Origin of the sequence: Nocardioides zeae, from assembly GCF_010686755.1 — a bacterium.
Taxonomy (GTDB): Bacteria; Actinomycetota; Actinomycetes; order Propionibacteriales; family Nocardioidaceae; genus Nocardioides; species Nocardioides zeae.
Window position 1 is genome coordinate 32,093 of sequence record NZ_JAAGXA010000017.1, and the last position, 19,072, is coordinate 51,164.

A 19,072-nucleotide genomic window follows, 5' to 3' on the forward strand; every position below is an offset into this window, starting at 1 on the left:
TCAGGTCCGACGCGGGCGGCGCGACAGCGCGCCCTTCACTCCGGCGGGCAGGCGCCCCGAGACCCACGAGAGGAAGCTGGGGGCCACCACGGAGGCGATCAGCAGCAGGCCGATCACGATGGTGGTGACGTTCTCGGTCTCACCCTGCAGTCGCATCGCGCTGGAGATGACACCGATGAGGAGCACGCCGGCGACGACGCCGTGGAGGGCGCCGCGGCCGCCGAAGATCGACACGCCGCCGAGGAGCACGGCCGCGATGACCTGCAGCTCGAGGCCGTTGGCCGCGTCGCCGCGGGCCAGGTCGTAGCGGAGCGTGTAGTAGACGCCCGCCAGGCCCGAGACCGCGCCGGCGAGCACGAAGAGCAGCAGCTTGGTGCGGGCGACGTCGACGCCCGAGAAGCGGGCGGCCTCGTCGTTGAGGCCGATCTCGTAGACCCCGCGACCGAAGCCGGAGAAGTGGAGCAGCAGGACGAAGACGACGGCGAGCACGCCGAAGACCACGAGCACCTGCGGGTAGCTGGTCTCCCCGATCCGCTCCTTGACCCGGTCGGTCCACGCCTCGGGGAACCCGGTCTTCGCCTCGGTGCCGAGGAGGCCCACCGCGATGCCGCGGTAGAGCGCCAGCGTGCCGATGGTGACGGCGAGGGACGGGAGCCCGACGTACCCCACGAGGAACCCGTTGAAGAGGCCGCACAGGGCGCCGACCGCGACGGCGACGAGCGCCGCCTGGCCGAAGCCCCAGCCCGCGTCGATCGTCAGCAGGCCGGTGACCGCGCTGGTGAGCACGACGGTGCTGGCGACCGACAGGTCGATCTCGCCGGTGATGATGACGAGCGTCATCGGCAGCGCGATCAGCAGGATCGGCATGAGGTCGAGGAACAGGTAGTAGAGCGTCAGCGGGCCGTCGAAGTTTGGCACCGACGAGGTCGCCCACGTGAACACGACGACGAGGAGCAGGATGACGGCCGTCTCGCGCGTCAGCAGCCAGCGCTGCCACGCGGGGCGGGCGTACGACGCGTAGGTGCGCGCCTCGCCCTTGCTGAGCCCCACGGGAGCGGTGCCGCGGGTGGGGGTGGAGGCGGACATCAGTCCTCCCTCTCTTCGTCGAGGCGGCGGGCGCGTCGGGCCGCGAGGAGGCGGTCGAGCACGACGGCGCCGAGGATGAGCGCACCGACGACGGCGCGCTGCCAGAACTCCGGGATGCCGAGGATGGGCAGCGCCCGGTTGATGGTCACGAGGAGCACGGCGCCGATGGCGGCGCCCCACACCGTGCCGCTGCCACCGAAGATCGCGACGCCGCCGATGACCGCGGCGCCGACCGCCTGCAGCTCGATGCCGTTGCCGACCGAGGAGGAGACGGAGCCGTAGCGGGCGGCGTGGAGCACGCCGGCCAGCCCGGCGAGCGCGCCGCAGAGCACGAAGGCGGTGAGCACCCGGGTGGGGACCTTGAGGCCGTAGAGCCGCGCGGCGTCCGGGTCGGACCCGATCGCGTAGAGCTCCCGGCCCGAGCGCGCGGTGTGCAGGTAGTAGCCCACCGCCGCGACGACGAGCAGGGCCACGATGGTCAGCACCGGGATGCCGAGGAGCGAGCTCGTGCCCAGCGAGAGGAAGTCCTTGGGCATCTGGTCGGCCGTGATCCGGTCGCTGCCGGCCCAGCTGAGCATGGCGCCGCGGTAGACGTACATCGTGCCGAGCGTGATGACGAGCGCGGGCACGCCGGCGTAGGCCACCAGCACGCCGTTGACCACGCCGAGCAGGGCGCCCATCGCCACGCCGGCGAGCACGACGACGGGGATCGGCAGGCCCGGCTGGTCGATGAACAGCCGGCCCGTCAGGTAGGCCGTCAGGGCCATCGTCGAGCCGACCGACAGGTCGACGCTGCGGGTGACGATGACGAGCATCTGGCCCGCGGCGAGGAGCAGCAGGATCGACGGCGTCAGCAGCAGGTCGCGCCAGCCGTCGCCGGAGAGGAGGAAGCTGTCGTTGCGCGCCGTCGCGGCCGCGACGACGAGCAGGAGCACGACCGCGACGGCGATCTCGCGGGAGCGGAGCGCGTGGCCGAGCGCGGCGCGCACGCGCCCGCCGGACGCTCCGGAGCCGCTCGGGGCGCCGCCCGTGGACGGCGGGGCGAGGGTGGCGCTCACGCGCTGACCTCCTTCATGAGGGCGTCGGGCAGGACGGGGGCGAGCTCGCCGGTCGACTCGTGGCCCGCGGTGGCGGCCTTCATGACCGCCTCCGGCGTCGCCTCGGACCGGCTGAGCTCGGCGGTGATCTCGCCCTCGCGCACGACCAGCACGCGGTCGGCCATGCCCAGCACCTCGGGCAGCTCGGAGGAGATCATGAGGATCGCGAGGCCCTGGCCGGCCAGGTCGGAGAGCAGGCGGTGCACCTCGGACTTCGTGCCCACGTCGATGCCGCGGGTGGGCTCGTCGATGATGAGCAGGGTCGGCTCGGTCGCCAGCCACTTGGCGATGACGACCTTCTGCTGGTTGCCGCCGCTCATCGTGGTCGCCGGCATGTCGAGGGCGTTGGTCTTCACCTCGAGGCGGCCGGCCCACGGGGCGCTCGCGCGGTTCTCGGCGCGGTTGGTGAGGAACCCCAGCCTGTCGAGCCGGGTGCGGATGACGGCCGCGACGTTGTGGGCCACCGAGTTGTCGACGACGAGGCCCTGCTTGCGGCGGTCCTCCGGCACGAACGCCATGCCGGCGGCGATGGCCGCACGGGGGCGCCGCGCCGGGACGGGCTTGCCGTGCATGGTGACGCGGCCCGCGTCGTACCGGTCCACGCCGAAGACGGCGCGGGCGATCTCGCTGCGCCCGGCCCCCACGAGGCCGGCCAGGCCGACGATCTCGCCGGCGCGCACCTCGAGGTCGATGCCGCGGAACGTGCCCGCGGAGGAGAGGCCCTCGACCTTGAGCACGACCTCGCCGATGGTGGCGGGCTGCTTCGGGAAGAGCTCGCCGACCTCGCGGCCCACCATCATCTCGACGATCGCGTCGGGCGTGGTGGAGGCGATGGCGGTGGTCGCGACGTACTCGCCGTCCCGCATCACCGTCACCTCGTCGCAGAGGGCGAAGACCTCCTCGAAGCGGTGGGAGATGAAGACGAGGCCGCGACCCTCGTCGCGCAGGCTCCGGGCCACCGCGAAGAGCCGCTCGACCTCGACGCCCGAGAGCGCGGCGGTCGGCTCGTCCATGATGAGCAGCCGCGCGTCGAGCGAGATGGCCTTCGCGATCTCGATGATCTGCTGGTCGGCGATGGAGAGGCCCAGCGCGGGGCGCCGCGGGTCGATGTCGACGCCGAGCCGCGCGAAGATCGCCCGGGTCTCGGCGAGCATCGCGGCCCGGTCGATGCGCCGGCCACGGCCGAGGGGCTGACGGCCCATGAAGATGTTCTCGGTGACCGAGAGGTCGGGGAAGAGCGTGGGCTCCTGGTAGATCACCGCGATGCCCGCGGCCTTGGAGTCGGCCGTCGAGGCGAAGTCGACGTCGTCGCCCTCGAACCGCAGGGTGCCGCCGTCGCGGCGGTGCACGCCGGCGACGATCTTCACCAGGGTCGACTTGCCGGCGCCGTTCTCGCCGACGAGGGCGTGGATCGACCCGGGACGCACGGTGAGCGTGCCGGAGCGCAGCGCGGCGACGGGGCCGAACGACTTGCGCACGTCGGCCATCTCGAGCACGGGGCGCGCGTCGCCGCCCGGGTTCGCCGGGGCCGTGGTCGGGCTCGGGGTCATCGGACCTGCTTCCTCCTCAGGTGGTGCCGCTCGGGCGCTGAACCGATTGAATCGTTTCAATGTGAGTGGCGTCACGGACGGTACGCCCGCCCACGAGCGCTTGTCAACGGCCCGATTGAATCGTGTCAATCGACCGTCGCCGCGTGTTAGCGTCCGCCTCATGCAGGCGCAGGTGCGGGACGTGGCACGACTCGCGGGCGTCTCGTCCGGCACCGTGTCCAACGCGCTGAACCACCCCGAGAAGGTGTCACCGGCGACCCGCGAGCGGGTGCAGCAGGCGATCGCCGAGCTCGGGTTCGTGCCCAACATCGCCGCCCGCCAGCTCCGCCGGGGCACCAACGACTCCATCGGGATGATCGTGCTCGACATCGCGAACCCGTTCTTCACCGCGGTCGCCCGCGGCGTCGAGGAACGGCTCTCCGGCGTCGGTCGGCCGCTCGTCATGGCCCACAGCGGCCAGGACCACGAGCGGGAGAAGGCCTACCTCGACCTCTTCGCCGAGCAGCGCCTCTCCGGCGTGCTGGTGACCCCGGTCGGCCAGGTGCTCGACCGGCTGCGCCGCCTCCGCGACCGCGGTACGGCGATCGTCGTGGTCGACCGCAAGACCGGCGCCCGCGAGTTCTCGTCGGTGTCCGTCGACGACACCCTCGGCGGCACCCTCGCCACCCAGCACCTGCTCGACGTCGGACGTCGCCGCATCGCGTTCCTCGGCGGGCCCGAGCGCCTCACCCAGATCAAGCACCGCCTCGGGGCCGCCCGCCGGGCCGTCGAGCAGCACGGGAGCGGCGAGGTCTGGCACGTCGACTCCCCCACCCTCGACGTCGAGGCGGGCCGGGTCGGGGCAGCGGCGCTGCTCGACCTGCCTCCCGGGCGGCGCCCCGACGCGATCTTCGCGGCCAACGACCTCGTCGCCCTCGGCGTGCTGCAGACGCTGACGCTCGCCGGGGTGCGGGTGCCGGACGACATCGCCATCGTCGGCTACGACGACAACGAGTTCGCCGCCGCGGCCGCCATCCCGCTCACCTCGGTGCGCCAGCCCGCCGTCGAGATGGGCGCCGCCGCCACCGGACGCCTGCTCGAGGTCATCGAGGACCCGCACGCGAAGGTCGAGCACATCGTGCTGTCGCCGGAGCTCGTCGTACGGCGCTCGACGGTGGCGTGAGGCGCCGCGGCCTCGACAGACCTCCGGACGTCATGCGCTCCGGTCGCCGGAGCCACCGCGCCGCATGACGTCCCGCGGTGGCCCGACCCCGACCTCCAGGACGTCATGCACTCCGGTCGCCGGGGGCACCGCACCGCATGACGTCCCGCGGTGGCCGCGGGAGCGGGGCGAGCGAGGTTCAGGCCTCGCCCAACGCCTCCTCGGCGCGCTCGCCGGTGACGTCGTGGGCGGTGTGGTCCTCGAGCTGCTCGCCGCCGACGGGCTCCTCCGACCACCGCACGAGCTCCCAGTGGTCGCCGTCGCCCTCGAGCCACGCGCCGCCGGTGTTCTGGATGCCGCCGAAGAGGGCGTGGTCGTCGGCGACCCCACCCAGCAGCGTCGCGATCCACGCGCGGATCGCCGCGCCGTGGGCGACGGCGAGCACGGTGTCGTCCGGCTCGTGGCGGGCGACGATCTCCCGGACGGCGCCGTCGAAGCGGGCGTGGAACGCCGCCCCGTCCTCCCCGCCCGGCATCGCGCCGGACAGGTCGCCGCGCATCCAGCCGCCGATGCAGGTCAGGTACGCCTTGATGGCCTCGCGGCCGCTGCCCATCTCGTGGTCGCCCGCGGCGATCTCGCCGAGCCCCGGCAGCACGACGACCTCGAGCCCCCGGTCGGCGGCCAGCGGCGCGGCCGTCTCCTGCGCGCGGGTGCGGTCCGAGGCGTAGACCCCGACGACCGGCTCGTCCGCCAGCGCGGGCACGAGCGCCGCCGCTTGGCGTCGACCGAGCTCCGTCAGGGGCAGGCCGGGGGCCGCGGTGTCGAGCTGGCCCGCGACGTTGGCGGGCGTCTGGCCGTGGCGGAGCAGGAGGAGGCGCACCCGCTCAGCCTACGGAAGGGCGCACCGTCAGCACCTGCGCGCTCGTGCCGAGCGGTCCCGCCGCGTCGTGCAGCACGCTGCTGGTCAGCCCGAGGCCGTCCGCGCCGTAGGTCTGCGTCGTGTCGAACCCGACCCAACCGTCCGCGAGCACCGGCTCGCGGGTCACGTGTGCCGTCAGGTCCACGTTGGGGAACACGACCGTCGTCGGGTCGGCCCGCGCGACCATGCCGTTGCTGATGTCCCACAGCCCGGCTGCCCGCGCGACCGGCGAGGCCGCCTCGCCGTCGACGAGCGCCACGGGCGTCCGCACCCAGAAGGCTCCCCGGCCGGGTGCGACGGCTGCGCGGCGTACCTCCACCGACGCGATGAACCCGCCCGGCCACACCGTGGTCGGGTCCCACGGCTCCATCGCCGCCGGGGGCGGCAACGGGGCGAGGTCCGTGCCGGCGATCCCGGCGGTCGCGCGCGGTTCGAGCAGCCACGCCCTCAGCACCACCGCCGGGCGACCGCCGTGGGCGAGCGTCGCCTCGACGAGCTCGATCGTCCGGCCGGGCCGCAGCACCCGCACGGTCACCTCGACCTCGGCGACCGGCATCGTGCCGAGGATGTCGAACGACGTCCGCGCGACCCGCAGGCCGTCGGACCGCCGGGCGTCCCGGTCCTGCTCGACGGCGTGCACGAGCAGCCCGAGCGCGGGTGCGACGTGCTGCGTCGCGGTGTCCCACGCGCCGCCGGTTTGCTCGGTGGCGCGGTAGGTCCGCTCGCCGGTGCGCCGGAAGTAGGCCGCGCTCACGACGCGCTCGCCTCCACCTCCGCGAGCAGCGCGCCGAGCGCGACGGAGTCCCCGACGGCGACGGCGAGCGAGGTGACGGTGCCGTCGAACGGCGCCCGCAGCGCGAGCTCCATCTTCATGGCCTCCATCGTGACGACGACGGACCCCTCGGCGACCGCGTCGCCGACCTCCACCACGACGCCGGTGACCGTGCCCGGCATGGGCGCGACGAGCGCGCCGTCACCGGCCGCCGCGGCCGAGGCGGTGAACGGGTCGGGCTCCGCGAAGCGCCACTGCTGGCCGTCGACGACGGCCTCGACCGCGTGGCCGGTACGCCGCAGCGCGGCCACGCGCGTCCCCCCGGTCGCGTGCCCCGAGCCGTCGGACGGGGCCTCCAACCACGGCACCACGTACGGCGCGGGCTCGGCCGCCGACCGCCACCCGTCGAGCGCGAACGGGCCGCGCGTGCGGGCCCGGTCCTCCGCCGCGAGGCGGTCGAGCACGGCCGTGCGCGCCGCCGCCTCGTCGGGTGCGGGCAGGTCGGCGCCGCCGATGTCGGCGCGGTCGAGCCACGAGGTGTCGAGCCCGCCGGGGAGCCCGACGTCACGGAACGCGTCGCTGTCGACCAGCGCCCGCAGGAAGCCGGTGTTGGTGGTGACGCCCAGCACGACCGTCTCGTCGAGCGCCCGCACGAGCGCCGCCCGCGCGGCCTCGCGGGTCGGGGCGTGCACGATGACCTTGCCCAGCATCGGGTCGTAGGACGTGGAGACGACCTGCCCCGACTCCAGCGCGTGGTCGGTGCGCACCACGACGCCGCCCGCGGGACCGCTGCCGCTCGGCGACCCGCCGCCGCGCGGGGCCGGCCACGCGACGTACGACGCCGTGCCCGCCTGCGGCAGGAAGCCGCCCCAGGCGTCCTCGGCGTAGACGCGCGCCTCGATGGCGTGGCCGCGGGGCACGAGGTCGTTCTGCCGCAGCGGGTCACCGGCCCGGCCCGCGACCTGCAGCTGCAGGCGCACGAGGTCGGTGCCCATGACGAGCTCGCTCACCGGGTGCTCGACCTGGAGGCGGGTGTTCATCTCGAGGAAGTAGTGCTTGCCGGAGTCGACGTCGAGCAGGAACTCGACGGTGCCGGCCCCCTCGTAGCCGACCGCCGCGGCCAGCCGCACCGCGTCGTCGCAGCGTTGCGCCGCCCGCGCGGCCTCCGCGTCCGAGCGGGCCGGTGCGGGCGCCTCCTCCAGCACCTTCTGGTGGCGTCGCTGCGCGGAGCAGTCGCGGTCGCCGAGGTGGACGACGGAGCCGTGGTGGTCGCCGAGCACCTGCACCTCGACGTGGCGTCCGCGCTCGACGTACTTCTCCACGATCAGCGTGTCGTCGCCGAATGCCGCGACCGCCTCCCGGCGCGCCGCGCCGAGGGCGTCGGGCAGGTCGCCGGCCGAGCGCACCACCCGCATGCCCTTGCCGCCACCGCCCGCAGCGGCCTTGACGAGCACCGGGTAGTCGAGGGTCGCGGGGTCCGCGTCGAGGGGGTACGACGGCACGACCGGCACGCCCGCCTCCTCGGCCGCCGTCCGGGCCCGGTCCTTGCGGCCCATGAGGTCGATGACCTCGGGCGACGGTCCGATCCAGGTGAGGCCGGCGGCCTGCACGGTCCGGGCGAAGCCGGCGTTCTCCGACAGGAAGCCGTAGCCGGGGTGGATCGCGTCGGCACCCGCGGCGCGGGCGGCGGCGACGATCGCGTCGCCGTCGAGGTAGCTCGGCACCGGCACCGCGACGTCCGCCGCCCGGGCGTGGGGCGCGCCTGCGTCGGCGGGCGAGACGACCGCGACCGTGCGGAGGCCGAGGTCGCGGCAGGTGCGGAAGACGCGCAGCGCGATCTCGCCGCGGTTGGCCACGAGGACTGAGGTGAGGTTCATGGCACTCACATTCTGAAGACGCCGTAGGAGGGCTGGGGGATCGGTTCGACGGCGGCACCCTGCGCGGCGAGCGCGAGGGCCATGCCGACGACGCGGCGGGTGTCGGCGGGGTCGATGACGCCGTCGTCCCAGAGCCGCGCGGTGGAGTAGTAGGCCGAGCCCTGCGACTCGTACTGCTCCCGGATCGGCGCCTTGAACGCCTCCTCCTCCTCGGCGCTCCACGCGCCGCCCCGCGCCTCGATGCCGTCGCGACGCACCGTGGAGAGCACGCTGGCCGCCTGTTCGCCGCCCATGACCGAGATGCGCGCGTTGGGCCACATCCACAGGAACCGCGGGTCGTAGGCCCTCCCGCACATGCCGTAGTTGCCCGCGCCGTGGGAGCCGCCGATGACGACGGTCAGCTTCGGCACGACGCTGCTCGCCACGGCGGTCACCAGCTTGGCGCCGTCGCGGGCGATGCCGCCGTTCTCGTACTCCCGCCCGACCATGAACCCGGTGATGTTCTGGAGGAACAGCAGCGGGATCTTCCGCGAGTTGCAGAGCTCGATGAAGTGGGCGCCCTTGAGCGCGGACGAGCTGAAGAGGATGCCGTTGTTGGCGACGATCCCGACCTCGTGCCCCTCGACCCGCGCGAAGCCGCAGACGAGCGTCTCGCCGTACAGCTGCTTGAACTCGTGGAACCGCGAGGAGTCCACGACGCGGCGGATGACCTCGCGCACGTCGTAGGGCTGCCGGGTGTCGGAGGGGACGACGTCGTAGATGGAGTCGAGGGGGTACGCCGGGGGCTCGGGCTCCTCCGCCACCGGGGGCAGCGCGGGCGGTGCCGGCAGCGTGGCGACGATGGAGCGCAGGATGGCCAGCGCGTGGTCGTCGTCGTCGGCGAGGTGGTCGACCACGCCGGAGGTGCGGGCGTGGACGTCGCCGCCGCCCAGCTCCTCGGCGGTGACGACCTCCCCCGTCGCGGCCTTCACCAGCGGCGGGCCGCCGAGGAAGATCGTGCCCTGCTCGCGGACGATGACGGTCTCGTCGCTCATCGCCGGCACGTAGGCGCCACCGGCGGTGCAGGAGCCCATGACGGCGGCGAGCTGCGGGATGCCGCGCGACGAGAGCTGCGCCTGGTTGAAGAAGATCCGGCCGAAGTGCTCGCGGTCGGGGAAGACCTCGTCCTGCATCGGCAGGAAGGCGCCGCCCGAGTCGACGAGGTAGATGCACGGCAGGTGGTGCTCGGCGGCGACGGCCTGCGCCCGGAGGTGCTTCTTGACCGTCATCGGGTAGTAGGTGCCGCCCTTCACCGTGGCGTCGTTGGCGACGACCATGACGGGGCGGCCGTGCACGAGTCCGACGCCGGCGACGACGCCCGCCGAGGGCACCGCGTCCGGGGCGTCCGGGGCGGCGTCGGGCGCGCCGTACATGCCCGTCGCGGCCAGCGGCGCCAGCTCGAGGAACGGGCTGCCCGGGTCGAGCAGCCGGTCGACGCGGTCGCGCACCAGCAGCTTCCCGCGGTCGGTGTGCTTGCGGCGCGCGGCCTCGCCGCCGCCCGCCCGGCCGGCGGTCAGGGCCGCCATCCGCGACCGCAGGTCCGCGGTCACCTTCCGGAGGCTCATGCTTCTCCACCCTTCTGCTGGCTCGTCGCTGCCGCCCGGCGTAGCACGGTGCGCGCCTGGGCGAAGATCGGGCCGTCGACCATCCGGCCCTCGTAGGTGCCGACGCCGCCGGCGCCGGACAGGCCGTCGGGGTACGCCGCGAGCAACCCCTCCGCCCACGCGAGCCGCTCCGGGCTCGGCGCGTAGGCCGCGCGGACGACGGCCACCTGGCTCGGGTGGATCGCGACGGTGGCGTCGAAGCCCACGGCGGCGGCGTCCTCGGCGGCGGCGGTGAGGCCGTCGGTGTCGGCGATGTCCATGTGCACGGCGTCGAGCGCGAGCCGGCCGTGGGCCTTGGCGGCGATCAGCGTGCGCTCGCGGGCGTAGCGCGCCACGTCGCGGTAGCTCCCGTCGGCCCGCCGGCTGCCCGTGCCGCCCATCGCGGCGACGAGGTCGTCGGCGCCCCACATGACGGCGACGACGCCGTCCGTGGCGGCGATCGACCCCGCGTCCTCGATGCCGCGCGGGGTCTCCAGCAGGGGCAGCACCTCGTGCGCACCCCCGGCCGCCAGGGCGGCGACCGCGGCGGGCTCCTCGGCCTTGGCGAGCATGACGCGCCGTACGCCCGCCGCGGCGAGCAGCGCCACGTCGTGGGCGTGCTCCTCGGCGTCGTCGGCCGCGTTGACCCGCACCACGGTGCGCTCGAGGTCGAGGCCGCCGGTCTCCGCGAGGCGGCGGACGGCGTCGCGGGCGGCGGCCTTGGCCGGCCGGGCGACGGCGTCCTCGAGGTCGAGGATGACGACGTCGGCGCGGTCGAGGGCCTTGACGTAGCGCTCCGGCCGGTCGGCCGGGCAGAACAGCCAGCCGGGGCCGGGCAGCCAGGCGCTCATGCCGGGTCCTGCTGTGCCGGGTCCTGCGGCTGGACCCGCACGAGGGTCTTGCGGGTCGCCGTCGCGACGACCTCGCCGCGCTGGTTGCGGGCGGTGTGGGCGAGCGTCACGACGCCCTCCCCCGGTCGGCTCGAGGAGAGCCGCTTGTCGACGACGAGGGTCTCGGCGTAGATGGTGTCCCCGTGCCGCACCGGCGCCGGGAAGGCGATCTCGGTGAACCCGAGGTTCGCGACGATCGTGCCCTGCGTCAGCTGGGCCACGGAGAGCCCGACGAGCGTGGACAGGGTGAACATCGAGTTCACGAGCCGCTCGTGGAACGGGCCCGTCTGCTCGCTCTCCGCCGCGTCGAGGTGGAGCGGCTGCGTGTTCATCGTCAGCGTCGTGAAGAAGACGTTGTCGGCCTCGGTGACCGTGCGGCCGGGGCGGTGCTCGTAGGTCGTGCCGACCTCGAACTCCTCGAACCACAGGCCGCGCTGGGTGATCCGCTTCGTGCTGCTCGTCTCGTCGCCCATCTCGTCGTCCCCGCTCACTCGACCGGGAGACCGAGGCCGCGGGCGATGAGCATGCGCTGCACCTCGGAGGTGCCCTCGCCGATCTCGAGCACCTTGGCGTCGCGGTAGAACCGCGCCACCGGGTACTCCTCCATGAACCCGTAGCCGCCGAACACCTGCGTCGCGATCCGCGTCGCCGTCACCGCGGCCTCCGTGGTCTGCAGCTTCGCGATGGAGGCGGCGTGCTTGAACTGCTGGTACGGCGCGCCCGCGTCCTTCATCGCCGCCGCCCGGTAGGTGAGCATCCGGCCCGCCTGGAGCATCACCTCGAGGTCGGCGATCTGGAAGGCGACGCCCTGCTTGCGCCCGATCGGGCCGCCGAAGGTCTGGCGCTCGCCGGCGTAGGCGACGCACAGGTCGAGGCACGCCTGCATGCAGCCGACGCTGAGCGCGGAGATGGCGACGCGGCCGTCGTCGAGGGTGGCGAGGAACTGCGCGTAGCCCCGCCCGCGCTCGCCGAGGAGGTTCTCCGCCGGGACGCGGCAGTCCTCGAAGCTCAACGGGTGGGTGTCGGACGCGTGCCAGCCGAGCTTGTCGTAGGCCTTCTCCGCGGTGAAGCCGGGCGTGCCGGCCGGCACCATGAGGGTGCTGATCTCCGGCCTGCCGTTCTCCCGCGTTCCGGTGCGGGCCGTGATGTTGACGAGGCTCGTGATGGCGGAGCCGGAGTTGGTGATGAACTGCTTCGCGCCGTCGATCACCCACTCGTCGCCGTCGAGGCGGGCCTTGGTGGCGGTCGCGCCCGCGTCCGAGCCGGCGCCCGGCTCGGTGAGGCCGAAGCCCGCGAGGGTGCGACCGGCGACGAGGTCGGGGAGCCACTGCTCCTTCTGCGCGTCGGTGCCGTAGGTGAGGACCGGGTTGATGCCGAGGCCGACCCCGGCCTGCAGCGTGATGCCCATCGACTGGTCGACGCGGCCGAGCTCCTCGATCGCGAGGCACAGGGACGTGAACCCGCCGTCGGAGCCCTCGAGGCCGGCGCCGCCGTACTCCTCCGGCGCCGTCAGCCCGAACAGCCCCAGGTCGCCCATCTTGTGCACGACGTCGGTCGGGAAGTGGTGCTCGCGGTCCCAGCGCGCAGCGTGCGGGGCGATCTCCGCCTCCGCGAACTCGCGCACGGAGCGGCGGAACTCCTCGTGCTCCCGTGACAGCTCGAACATCGGCGGGCCCTCCTGCGGTGGTTAGCGGTTGCTAACCACGGAGGTTAGCGTTCGTTAACCTCGGGGGCAAGGGGGCTGGCTCGCCCCTCGCGGACGTCATGCGAACCGCCGGCCGGGGGCACCGCGCCGCATGACGTCCGCGGGGTGGGGCGGGCGGCCAGCCCCGCCCGGCCCCGAAATGGGACGTTGGTGCGTCGCCAGCTCGGCCAGACCTGTCCCAGCCGCACACTTCGCGACCCCGGGGACCGGGCCGAGCCACCCCGAGCCGCGCCGAGGCCGACCCGGACGCCTCAGGCCGCCTCGCGCGTGACGCGCAGTCGCGGGACGCCCGCCAGCCCCTGGCCCCGGTCGTGGTGGGAGGCCTGCGGTTTCCGCCGGTCTGGCACCACGACCCGGCTGAGGGCGGGTCCGAGGAGGTCCGCCGGCCGGATCAGGCGCCGTACCACTCCAGGTGCTGCCGCGCGGCGCTCTCCCACGTGTACGACGCGGCGAGCGCCCGCCCGACGTCCGGGTCCACCGGCGCGCGCAGCGCCCGGTCGAGCGCGTCGACGAGCTCCGGCACCGAGGCGCCGAACAGCACCGCCGGTCCGAACACCTCGCGCAGCACCGGCAGGTCGCGGCACACGACCGGCACGCCTGCGGCGAGCGCCTCCATCGCGGCGAGCCCGAAGCCCTCCTTCGTGGACGGGAAGCCGAGCACCGCGGCCTCGGCGACGAGGGACGGCAGGTCGGGGTCGGGCACCGGGCCGAGCACGACCGGCGCCACGCCGAGCTCGGCGGCGCGGGCGTCGAACGCGGCCCGGTAGTCGCGGTAGTCGAAGAGCGTCTCGCCCCCGCCGACCACCAGCTCGAGGTCGGCGTGATCGGGCGACGACGCCCGCAGCGCGGCGAACGCCTCGAGCAGGTCGAGCGTGCCCTTCCGGGGTTCGATCCCGCCGAGGGCCAGCACGTAGCGACCCAGGTGCGCGGCCCACGTCGCTCGGCCGACCGCGTCGCCGGCGCCGCCCGCGAACCGGTGCGCGTCGACCCCGTTGGGCACGACCACGGGCGTCCGCCCCCACCCCGCGGCGACCTCGGCGGCGACGGACGCGGACACGCAGAGCAGGTGGGTCGGCAGCGCGACCGCACGGTCGTGGCAGGCGACGAGCTCGGGAGTCGTGAACGTGTCGAGGTGGTGCACGGTGCGCCGGCACGGCAGCCCCGCGCCGAGCGCGGCGTTGGCGGAGATGCAGTCCTGGGCGTGCACGACGTCGTACTCCTCCCCGGAGTCCCGGAGGGCGGCGCCCAGCACCTCGATGGACCGCAGGATGCGCTCGCCGACACTCTCGTCGTCCCGGGCCTCGACGGGCACGGCGTGCACCCCGACGCCCGGCGCCACCGGACGGAAGAAGGAGCGGTCGCCACCACGGCCGAGCGTCCAGACGTCGACCTCCGCCCCCAGCGCGACGAGCGCCTCGGCGAGCGCGAGCGTGTGGACGACGCCGCCGCGCGGCTTCGTCGAGTAGGTCAGGAGCGCGATCCTCACCCGCCCAGGCTCCCGTACGCCGCGGGCGACCGCTCGGCGAGGTGGTGGAGCAGCCGCCGGGCCCGGGCCACCTCGACGTCGACGTCCACCTCGGCCAGCGCGAGGCCGCCCTTGGACGAGGTGCGCGCCAGCACGTCGCCGCCGGGACCGACGACCTTGGCCTGGCCGAGGAACCGCAGCCCGCCCATCACGCCGGTCTGGTTGGACGACGCCCAGACGACCTGGTTCTCGGCGGCGCGGGCCGCGTCGTACAGGTCGAAGAGGCGGGACTGCCGGTCCTGGGGCAGGCGGGAGGCGCGGTCGGTGACGCTCGCGGGCCACGCCGAGAGGCAGGCGAGCAGCCGCGCCCCGTCGAGGGCGAGCGTGCGCGCGGCCTCGGGGAACGTCTTGTCGTAGTCGATGAGCATCCCCAGCCGCCCGACCGGGGTGTCGAAGGCCTCGAAGGTCGTGCCCGCGGCGTAGACGAGGGACTCCCCCGCCGGCTGGTGCACCTTGCGGTGCCGGCCGAGCACGCCGTCGCCCGTCACGGCCAGTGCCGTGTTGTAGAGCCGCACCTCCGGCCCCGCGGGGTCGCCGGGGCGGTCGACGACGACCTCCTCGGCGTACCCGAAGCAGACCACCATCTCCCGCGCCAGCGCGACGATGCGCTGCACCTCCCACGAGTCCTCGGCCAGCGCCGGCGGCAGCGTGGCCGGGTCGGGGTGGCGGAGGTCGGAGAGGTAGCCGCCCAGCGTCGCGTCCGGCAGCACGAGCAGGCCCGCGCCCGCCGCCCGGGCGTCGCCGATGATGCCCTCGACCTTCGCGAGGGCACGCTGCACGTCCCGCCCGAAGTGGGCGGCGACGGCGGCGATGCGGAGGGCGGGCACGGCCGGTGACCCTAGCGCGCGGCCGCCGCGGCGGGCTCGACCTGCGCGGCTCGGCCCCACGGCCCGGGCGAGACCTCGCGGGCCAGCGCGGACGCGGCCGGGGTCGTGCGGGTCGGTCGGCCGGTGATGCAGCCGGCGACGTGCTCCGCGTCGGCCGCGATGCCGAGGAACCGTCCCGAGCCCCACGTGTGCAGCCACGGCAGGCCGAGGAAGTAGAGCCCCGGCACCGCGGTGACCCCGCGCGTGTGGGTCGGGCGCCCCGTGCCGTCGAAGACGCCGACGCGCACCCAGCGGTAGTCGGGCCGGTAGCCGATCGCCCACACCACGCTCGTGACGCCCGCCTCCGCGAGGTCCAGCGCGGCCGGCTCGGCGTCGGGCTCCCAGACGGGCTCGTACGGCGCGACCGGCGCCGCGTCGATCCCGGCGCCCTCGGCGTTCCGCGCGTCGATCCAGCGGTCGACGTCGCGGCAGATGGACCGGTAGGTGTCGTCCGCCGCGTCGAGCGAGGCCCGCAGGGTGGGCCGGAAGGTCAGCGTCGTGCCGCTGCCCGCCTCGAGGCCGTCGAGCAGCCCGTAGAGCCGCATGCCCTCGGCCGCGAACGCCCGCAGGTCGATGTCGCGTCCGCCGTCGCGGCCCGTCACGTAGTGGTTGGTCTTCTCGCGCGCGGCGAGGCCGCCGGGATACTGCGCCACCGACGTGTCGTAGAGCCCCATCTCGGCGAGCCACGTCATGACGTCGCGGCCGCGGTGCCGGCGGGCCACGCGCGGGGCGTCGCCGACGGCTAGGTGGACCCGGCGTCCGGCGAGGTGGAGGTCCTCGGCGATCTGCGCGCCGGACTGGCCGGTGCCGACGACGAGCACCTCGCCGTCCGGGAGCGCGTCGGGGGTGCGGTAGTCGGCCGACTGCACCTGCGTCACGGACGGCGACAGCGCCGGCGCCCAGGCGGGCACGATCGGCACGTGGTAGCCGCCGGTGGCGACGACCACCTGGTCGGCCTCCCAGACCTCGGGCCCGCCGGGGCCGACCGCGTCGACGACGAAGCCGCCGCCCTCCCGCTCGGTGAGCGCCGTGACCCGCGTGTGCTCGCGGAGCGGGGCGCCGAAGCTCGCCGGGTAGCCCGCGAGCCACGCGACGACCTCGTCCCGGGTCATGAAGCCGTCCGGGTCGGGTCCGTCGTAGGACCAGCCGGGCAGCCGGCAGTGCCAGTTGGGCGTGACGAGGGTGAAGGCGTCCCAGCGGGTGTCGGCCCACTCGTGGGTGGCCGTGCCGGCCTCGAGCACGACGTGGTCGACGCCGTCGCGGGTGAGGTACCAGCTGGTCGACAGGCCGGCCTGGCCGCCGCCGACCACGACGACGGCGGTGCGGTGCAGGGTGGGTGCGGTGCTCATCGGGGGGCCTCCTGGGACAGGGACGCAGGCAGGGGCGGGAACAGGCGCAGCACCTCGACCTCGGCGTCGGGCGCGTGGGTGGCGGCGCGGAGCTCGATGCGGTCGAGCGACGCGGCCGAGGCGGTGCACGCGAAGCCGAACTTCTGCCGCACCCGCTCGCTGCCCTCCGCCAGCGCCGTGGCGGAGCGGCGCGTGAACTCCGCGACGGTATAGGTGGCGCCCTCGTCGAGGTGGTCGTGGACGACGAGCGACGGCGACCAGCAGTCGGTCACGGCACCGTCGGGCCAGCGCACGGTGAAGGTCGCCTCAGGCACGGACGGGCTCCCGCGTCGGGGCGCCCTGCGCGAGGGTCGCCGGGTAGGTGTCGGGACGGCGGTCGCCGAGGTGGAACATCGCCCGCCGCGCGGTCTCGAGGGCGGCCGGCACGTCGACGTGGGCGACGGCGAGGCCCGCCCCGGTGCCCGTGCTGGCGAGCACGTCGCCGCCCGGGCCCACGACCTTCGCGTGGGCCACGAACCGCAGCGACCCGAAGGTGCCGTGCTGGTTGGAGGCCACCCACACGACCTGGTTCTCGAGCGCCCGGGCGGCGTCGAACAGGTTGAACCGGGTCGTCCAGCGGTCCTGGGCGATGTCCGCGGCCCCGGACGTGCGGGACGCGGGCCAGGCGGAGATGCACGTGATGACCTCGGCCCCGTCGAGCGCGAGGGCGCGGGCCGCCTCCGGGAACGCCTTGTCGTAGCAGATGAGCGCGCCGACGCGTCCGGCCGGCGTGTCGAACGCGGCGTACGTGTCGCCCGCGGCGTAGAAGAGGCTCTCCCCCAGCGGCTGGTGCACCTTGCGGTGCGCCCCGACGACGCCGTCGCCGGTGACGATGGCGGCGGTGTTGTAGCGCTCCGCGCCGTCGGACTCGCACAGCCCGACGACGAGCGTCATCTCGCGGGCGATCGCGGCGACGCGGCGCAGCTCGGGACCGTCGAGGTCCATGACGGGCGGAAGGTCGGCCGGCAGCTCGTCGCCGCTGCCGTCCCGGCCGCGACCGAGGACGGAGAGGTAGCCGCCGAGGCACGCCTCGGGCAGGGCGAGCAGGCGGACGCCCTGGGCGCGGGCCGCCTCGACGTGCGCGGCGACCTGGGCGAGGTTCTCCTCGACGTCGCGGCCGAACCCGGCGCAGACGGCGGCGACGGCGCCGGCCGACGGGGTGGTGGTGGGCGTGCTCATGCGGGTCCCATTCCTGTGACGGTGTGACGGACGGCTTCGGTGACGACGCCGTCCGGCCAGCGCAGCCCGACCCCGGTCCCCGGGGTGAGCGCGCCGCAGCGGGCGGTGTCGACGTGGTCGGGCAGCACGGCGTGGGGGGCGTGCGCCGCGGCCGAGGGTCGCTCGGCGGTGACGACGGCGAAGCCCGGGAAGCAGGTGAGCCAGTCGCCGGCGCGCGCGTCGGCGGGGGTGGGGATCGCCGCGACGTCGAGCACGGCGCGGCAGCCGCTCGCCTCGGCGAGCATCCCCGTGGTGCCGACGAGGCCGCTCATCGAGACGTCCTTGGCGGCGGTGGGCGCCAGGGCCGGTACGACGCGGGCCTGCGCCCGCAGCTGCTCGGGCCGACGGTGGGAGGTGGAGTCCCACTGCTGCCCGGTGTAGCCCGGCCGCCAGCCGCCACCGAGGTCGGCGGTCACCCGGAGGACGTCGCCGGCGCGGCCACCGCCCCCGGGCACGGGCCGCGGCAGGGCGTCGTCGGTGCGGCCGAGCGCGGTCACCGACAGCGCCGCGGGCACGCCGAGCTGCGTGTGGCCGCCGAGCACCGGCACGCCCCACGCGGCGGCGGCGTCTCCGAGTCCGCGGAGCACCCGGCGCGCGAAGGAGGCGTCGCGGGCCCCGACCGCGTCGAGGAGGCCCACCGGGTGCGCCCCCATCGCCGCGAGGTCGTTGACGTTGACGAGCACGGCGCACCAGCCGGCCCACTCGGGGTCACGCTCGACCATCGACGGGAGGATCGCGTCGCAGGCGGCGACGAGCCCGTCGGCTCCCGGGACCGGAGCGGCGTCGTCACCGACGTACCCCGCCGGCACCCCCGCGCGCAGCGGGTCCAGCAGCCGGCCGAGCGCCGCCTTCGTGGCGTCGGCGAGCCGTTGCACCCGGTCGATCGGCCAGTCCATGACGACGTGCGGCGTGCCGTGCGCGGTCACCGAGGCCCGGGTGCGCCAGCCGAGCCGCGTGAAGAGCCGCTCGTTCGCGGCCTGCACGACGGCGTCGAACCGCAGCGCACCCTCGGCCTCGGCGCGGGCGCAGGCGGCCCGGACGAGCGCGGGACCGAGGTGCCCGACGCTGCGGGCGCCGGGCGCGACGACGAGCCGGCTCCCCCGCCACCAACCGATGTCGCGGCCGCGGACGGAGCCGTCGGCCTCGGGCGCCGGGTGGAGGCGCACGCCGCCCAGCACGGTCCCGTCGGAGGCCCGGGCGAGCAGCACGACGGTGCGCGGGTCGTCGTCGAGGTCGTCGAGGTCGTCGTGGGCGAAGAGCCCCTGCTCGGCGACGAACACGTCGCGCCGCAGGCGCCGGTACGCCGCGTGCTCCGCCCCCGACGCGGCCTCGGCCACCGACCAGCCGGGGGCCGGGGTGCGCGCGGGGGCGGCGTCGCGCCGTACCCCGGTGAGGACGTGCAGGTCGAGCGTCACC

17 protein-coding genes are annotated in these 19,072 nt (G+C 75.0%); 1 reads left to right on the top strand and 16 read right to left on the bottom strand.

What is annotated here, in order from left to right:
* The 3 genes from G3T38_RS18600 to G3T38_RS18610 are packed head-to-tail and all read right to left on the bottom strand — an operon-like array spanning window position 1 to window position 3,733.
* On the bottom strand, window positions 1-1,086 hold the full coding sequence (locus G3T38_RS18600) for an ABC transporter permease (protein ID WP_163774066.1): 1,086 nt from the start codon (window positions 1,084-1,086) through the stop codon (window positions 1-3).
* Window positions 1,086-2,144 carry an ABC transporter permease subunit gene (locus tag G3T38_RS18605; protein WP_163774067.1) on the bottom strand — a complete coding sequence of 353 codons (1,059 nt, stop codon included), beginning with the start codon at window positions 2,142-2,144 and terminating at the stop codon, window positions 1,086-1,088. Before G3T38_RS18605 ends, G3T38_RS18600 begins: the two co-directional genes overlap by 1 nt.
* Complete coding sequence (locus G3T38_RS18610) at window positions 2,141-3,733, bottom strand: sugar ABC transporter ATP-binding protein (protein WP_163774068.1); 1,593 nt, start codon at window positions 3,731-3,733, stop codon at window positions 2,141-2,143. The genes G3T38_RS18605 and G3T38_RS18610 overlap by 4 nt, the downstream gene beginning before the upstream one ends.
* A gap of 160 nt (window positions 3,734-3,893) precedes the next feature.
* Between G3T38_RS18610 and G3T38_RS18615 the strand changes: the two genes are divergently transcribed.
* Window positions 3,894-4,895 carry a LacI family DNA-binding transcriptional regulator gene (locus G3T38_RS18615; RefSeq protein ID WP_163774069.1) on the top strand — a complete coding sequence of 334 codons (1,002 nt, stop codon included), beginning with the start codon at window positions 3,894-3,896 and terminating at the stop codon, window positions 4,893-4,895.
* A 178-nt stretch (window positions 4,896-5,073) separates the two neighbouring features.
* On the opposite strand, the gene G3T38_RS18620 is transcribed toward G3T38_RS18615, so the two are convergent.
* The 13 genes from G3T38_RS18620 to G3T38_RS18680 all read right to left on the bottom strand — a co-directional run bounded on the left by G3T38_RS18620 (window position 5,074) and on the right by G3T38_RS18680 (window position 19,071).
* A complete protein-coding gene (locus G3T38_RS18620) occupies window positions 5,074-5,754 on the bottom strand; it encodes a histidine phosphatase family protein (RefSeq protein ID WP_163774070.1) in 681 nt (226 codons plus the stop codon).
* Between the two features lie 4 nt (window positions 5,755-5,758).
* The gene (locus G3T38_RS18625; protein WP_163774071.1) at window positions 5,759-6,547 is read right to left on the bottom strand and encodes an acyl-CoA thioesterase domain-containing protein; all 789 of its coding nucleotides are present in this window, start codon (window positions 6,545-6,547) and stop codon (window positions 5,759-5,761) included.
* Window positions 6,544-8,442, bottom strand: coding sequence for an acetyl/propionyl/methylcrotonyl-CoA carboxylase subunit alpha (locus tag G3T38_RS18630; protein WP_163774072.1), 1,899 nt, complete (start codon window positions 8,440-8,442; stop codon window positions 6,544-6,546). Before G3T38_RS18630 ends, G3T38_RS18625 begins: the two co-directional genes overlap by 4 nt.
* 5 nt (window positions 8,443-8,447) lie before the next feature.
* Entirely contained in the window at window positions 8,448-10,046 is a 1,599-nt protein-coding gene (locus G3T38_RS18635; RefSeq protein WP_163774073.1) for a carboxyl transferase domain-containing protein, read from the bottom strand.
* The gene (locus G3T38_RS18640; RefSeq protein ID WP_163774074.1) at window positions 10,043-10,915 is read right to left on the bottom strand and encodes an HpcH/HpaI aldolase/citrate lyase family protein; all 873 of its coding nucleotides are present in this window, start codon (window positions 10,913-10,915) and stop codon (window positions 10,043-10,045) included. Before G3T38_RS18640 ends, G3T38_RS18635 begins: the two co-directional genes overlap by 4 nt.
* Window positions 10,912-11,427, bottom strand: a complete 516-nt coding sequence (locus tag G3T38_RS18645; RefSeq protein WP_163774075.1) for a MaoC family dehydratase — start codon at window positions 11,425-11,427, stop codon at window positions 10,912-10,914. Before G3T38_RS18645 ends, G3T38_RS18640 begins: the two co-directional genes overlap by 4 nt.
* A gap of 14 nt (window positions 11,428-11,441) precedes the next feature.
* Window positions 11,442-12,620, bottom strand: a complete 1,179-nt coding sequence (locus tag G3T38_RS18650) for an acyl-CoA dehydrogenase family protein (RefSeq protein WP_163774076.1) — start codon at window positions 12,618-12,620, stop codon at window positions 11,442-11,444.
* Between the two features lie 430 nt (window positions 12,621-13,050).
* The gene (locus tag G3T38_RS18655) at window positions 13,051-14,145 is read right to left on the bottom strand and encodes an MSMEG_0565 family glycosyltransferase (protein WP_163774077.1); all 1,095 of its coding nucleotides are present in this window, start codon (window positions 14,143-14,145) and stop codon (window positions 13,051-13,053) included.
* On the bottom strand, window positions 14,142-15,011 hold the full coding sequence (locus G3T38_RS18660) for a nitrilase-related carbon-nitrogen hydrolase (protein ID WP_163774078.1): 870 nt from the start codon (window positions 15,009-15,011) through the stop codon (window positions 14,142-14,144). The genes G3T38_RS18655 and G3T38_RS18660 overlap by 4 nt, the downstream gene beginning before the upstream one ends.
* A gap of 11 nt (window positions 15,012-15,022) precedes the next feature.
* The gene (locus G3T38_RS18665) at window positions 15,023-16,399 is read right to left on the bottom strand and encodes an MSMEG_0569 family flavin-dependent oxidoreductase (RefSeq protein ID WP_163774079.1); all 1,377 of its coding nucleotides are present in this window, start codon (window positions 16,397-16,399) and stop codon (window positions 15,023-15,025) included.
* Window positions 16,396-16,713 (bottom strand): MSMEG_0570 family nitrogen starvation response protein, encoded by a 318-nt coding sequence (locus tag G3T38_RS18670; protein WP_163774080.1) that lies wholly within the window; start codon window positions 16,711-16,713, stop codon window positions 16,396-16,398. Before G3T38_RS18670 ends, G3T38_RS18665 begins: the two co-directional genes overlap by 4 nt.
* Window positions 16,706-17,617, bottom strand: a complete 912-nt coding sequence (locus tag G3T38_RS18675; RefSeq protein ID WP_163774081.1) for a carbon-nitrogen hydrolase family protein — start codon at window positions 17,615-17,617, stop codon at window positions 16,706-16,708. Before G3T38_RS18675 ends, G3T38_RS18670 begins: the two co-directional genes overlap by 8 nt.
* Window positions 17,614-19,071, bottom strand: coding sequence for an MSMEG_0567/sll0787 family protein (locus G3T38_RS18680; RefSeq protein ID WP_338037761.1), 1,458 nt, complete (start codon window positions 19,069-19,071; stop codon window positions 17,614-17,616). Before G3T38_RS18680 ends, G3T38_RS18675 begins: the two co-directional genes overlap by 4 nt.
* Window position 19,072: the final 1 nt, after the last annotated feature.

Bases quoted from the DNA above. Each gene is read 5' to 3' on its own strand.
- G3T38_RS18600 (WP_163774066.1), bottom strand. From the start codon at position 1,086: ATGTCCGCCTCCACCCCCACCCGCGGCACCGCTCCCGTGGGGCTCAGC.
- G3T38_RS18610 (WP_163774068.1), bottom strand. From the start codon at position 3,733: ATGACCCCGAGCCCGACCACGGCCCCGGCGAACCCGGGCGGCGACGCG.
- G3T38_RS18615 (WP_163774069.1), top strand. From the start codon at position 3,894: ATGCAGGCGCAGGTGCGGGACGTGGCACGACTCGCGGGCGTCTCGTCC.
- G3T38_RS18630 (WP_163774072.1), bottom strand. From the start codon at position 8,442: ATGAACCTCACCTCAGTCCTCGTGGCCAACCGCGGCGAGATCGCGCTG.
- G3T38_RS18635 (WP_163774073.1), bottom strand. From the start codon at position 10,046: ATGAGCCTCCGGAAGGTGACCGCGGACCTGCGGTCGCGGATGGCGGCC.
- G3T38_RS18640 (WP_163774074.1), bottom strand. From the start codon at position 10,915: ATGAGCGCCTGGCTGCCCGGCCCCGGCTGGCTGTTCTGCCCGGCCGAC.
- G3T38_RS18645 (WP_163774075.1), bottom strand. From the start codon at position 11,427: ATGGGCGACGAGACGAGCAGCACGAAGCGGATCACCCAGCGCGGCCTG.
- G3T38_RS18650 (WP_163774076.1), bottom strand. From the start codon at position 12,620: ATGTTCGAGCTGTCACGGGAGCACGAGGAGTTCCGCCGCTCCGTGCGC.
- G3T38_RS18665 (WP_163774079.1), bottom strand. From the start codon at position 16,399: ATGAGCACCGCACCCACCCTGCACCGCACCGCCGTCGTCGTGGTCGGC.
- G3T38_RS18675 (WP_163774081.1), bottom strand. From the start codon at position 17,617: ATGAGCACGCCCACCACCACCCCGTCGGCCGGCGCCGTCGCCGCCGTC.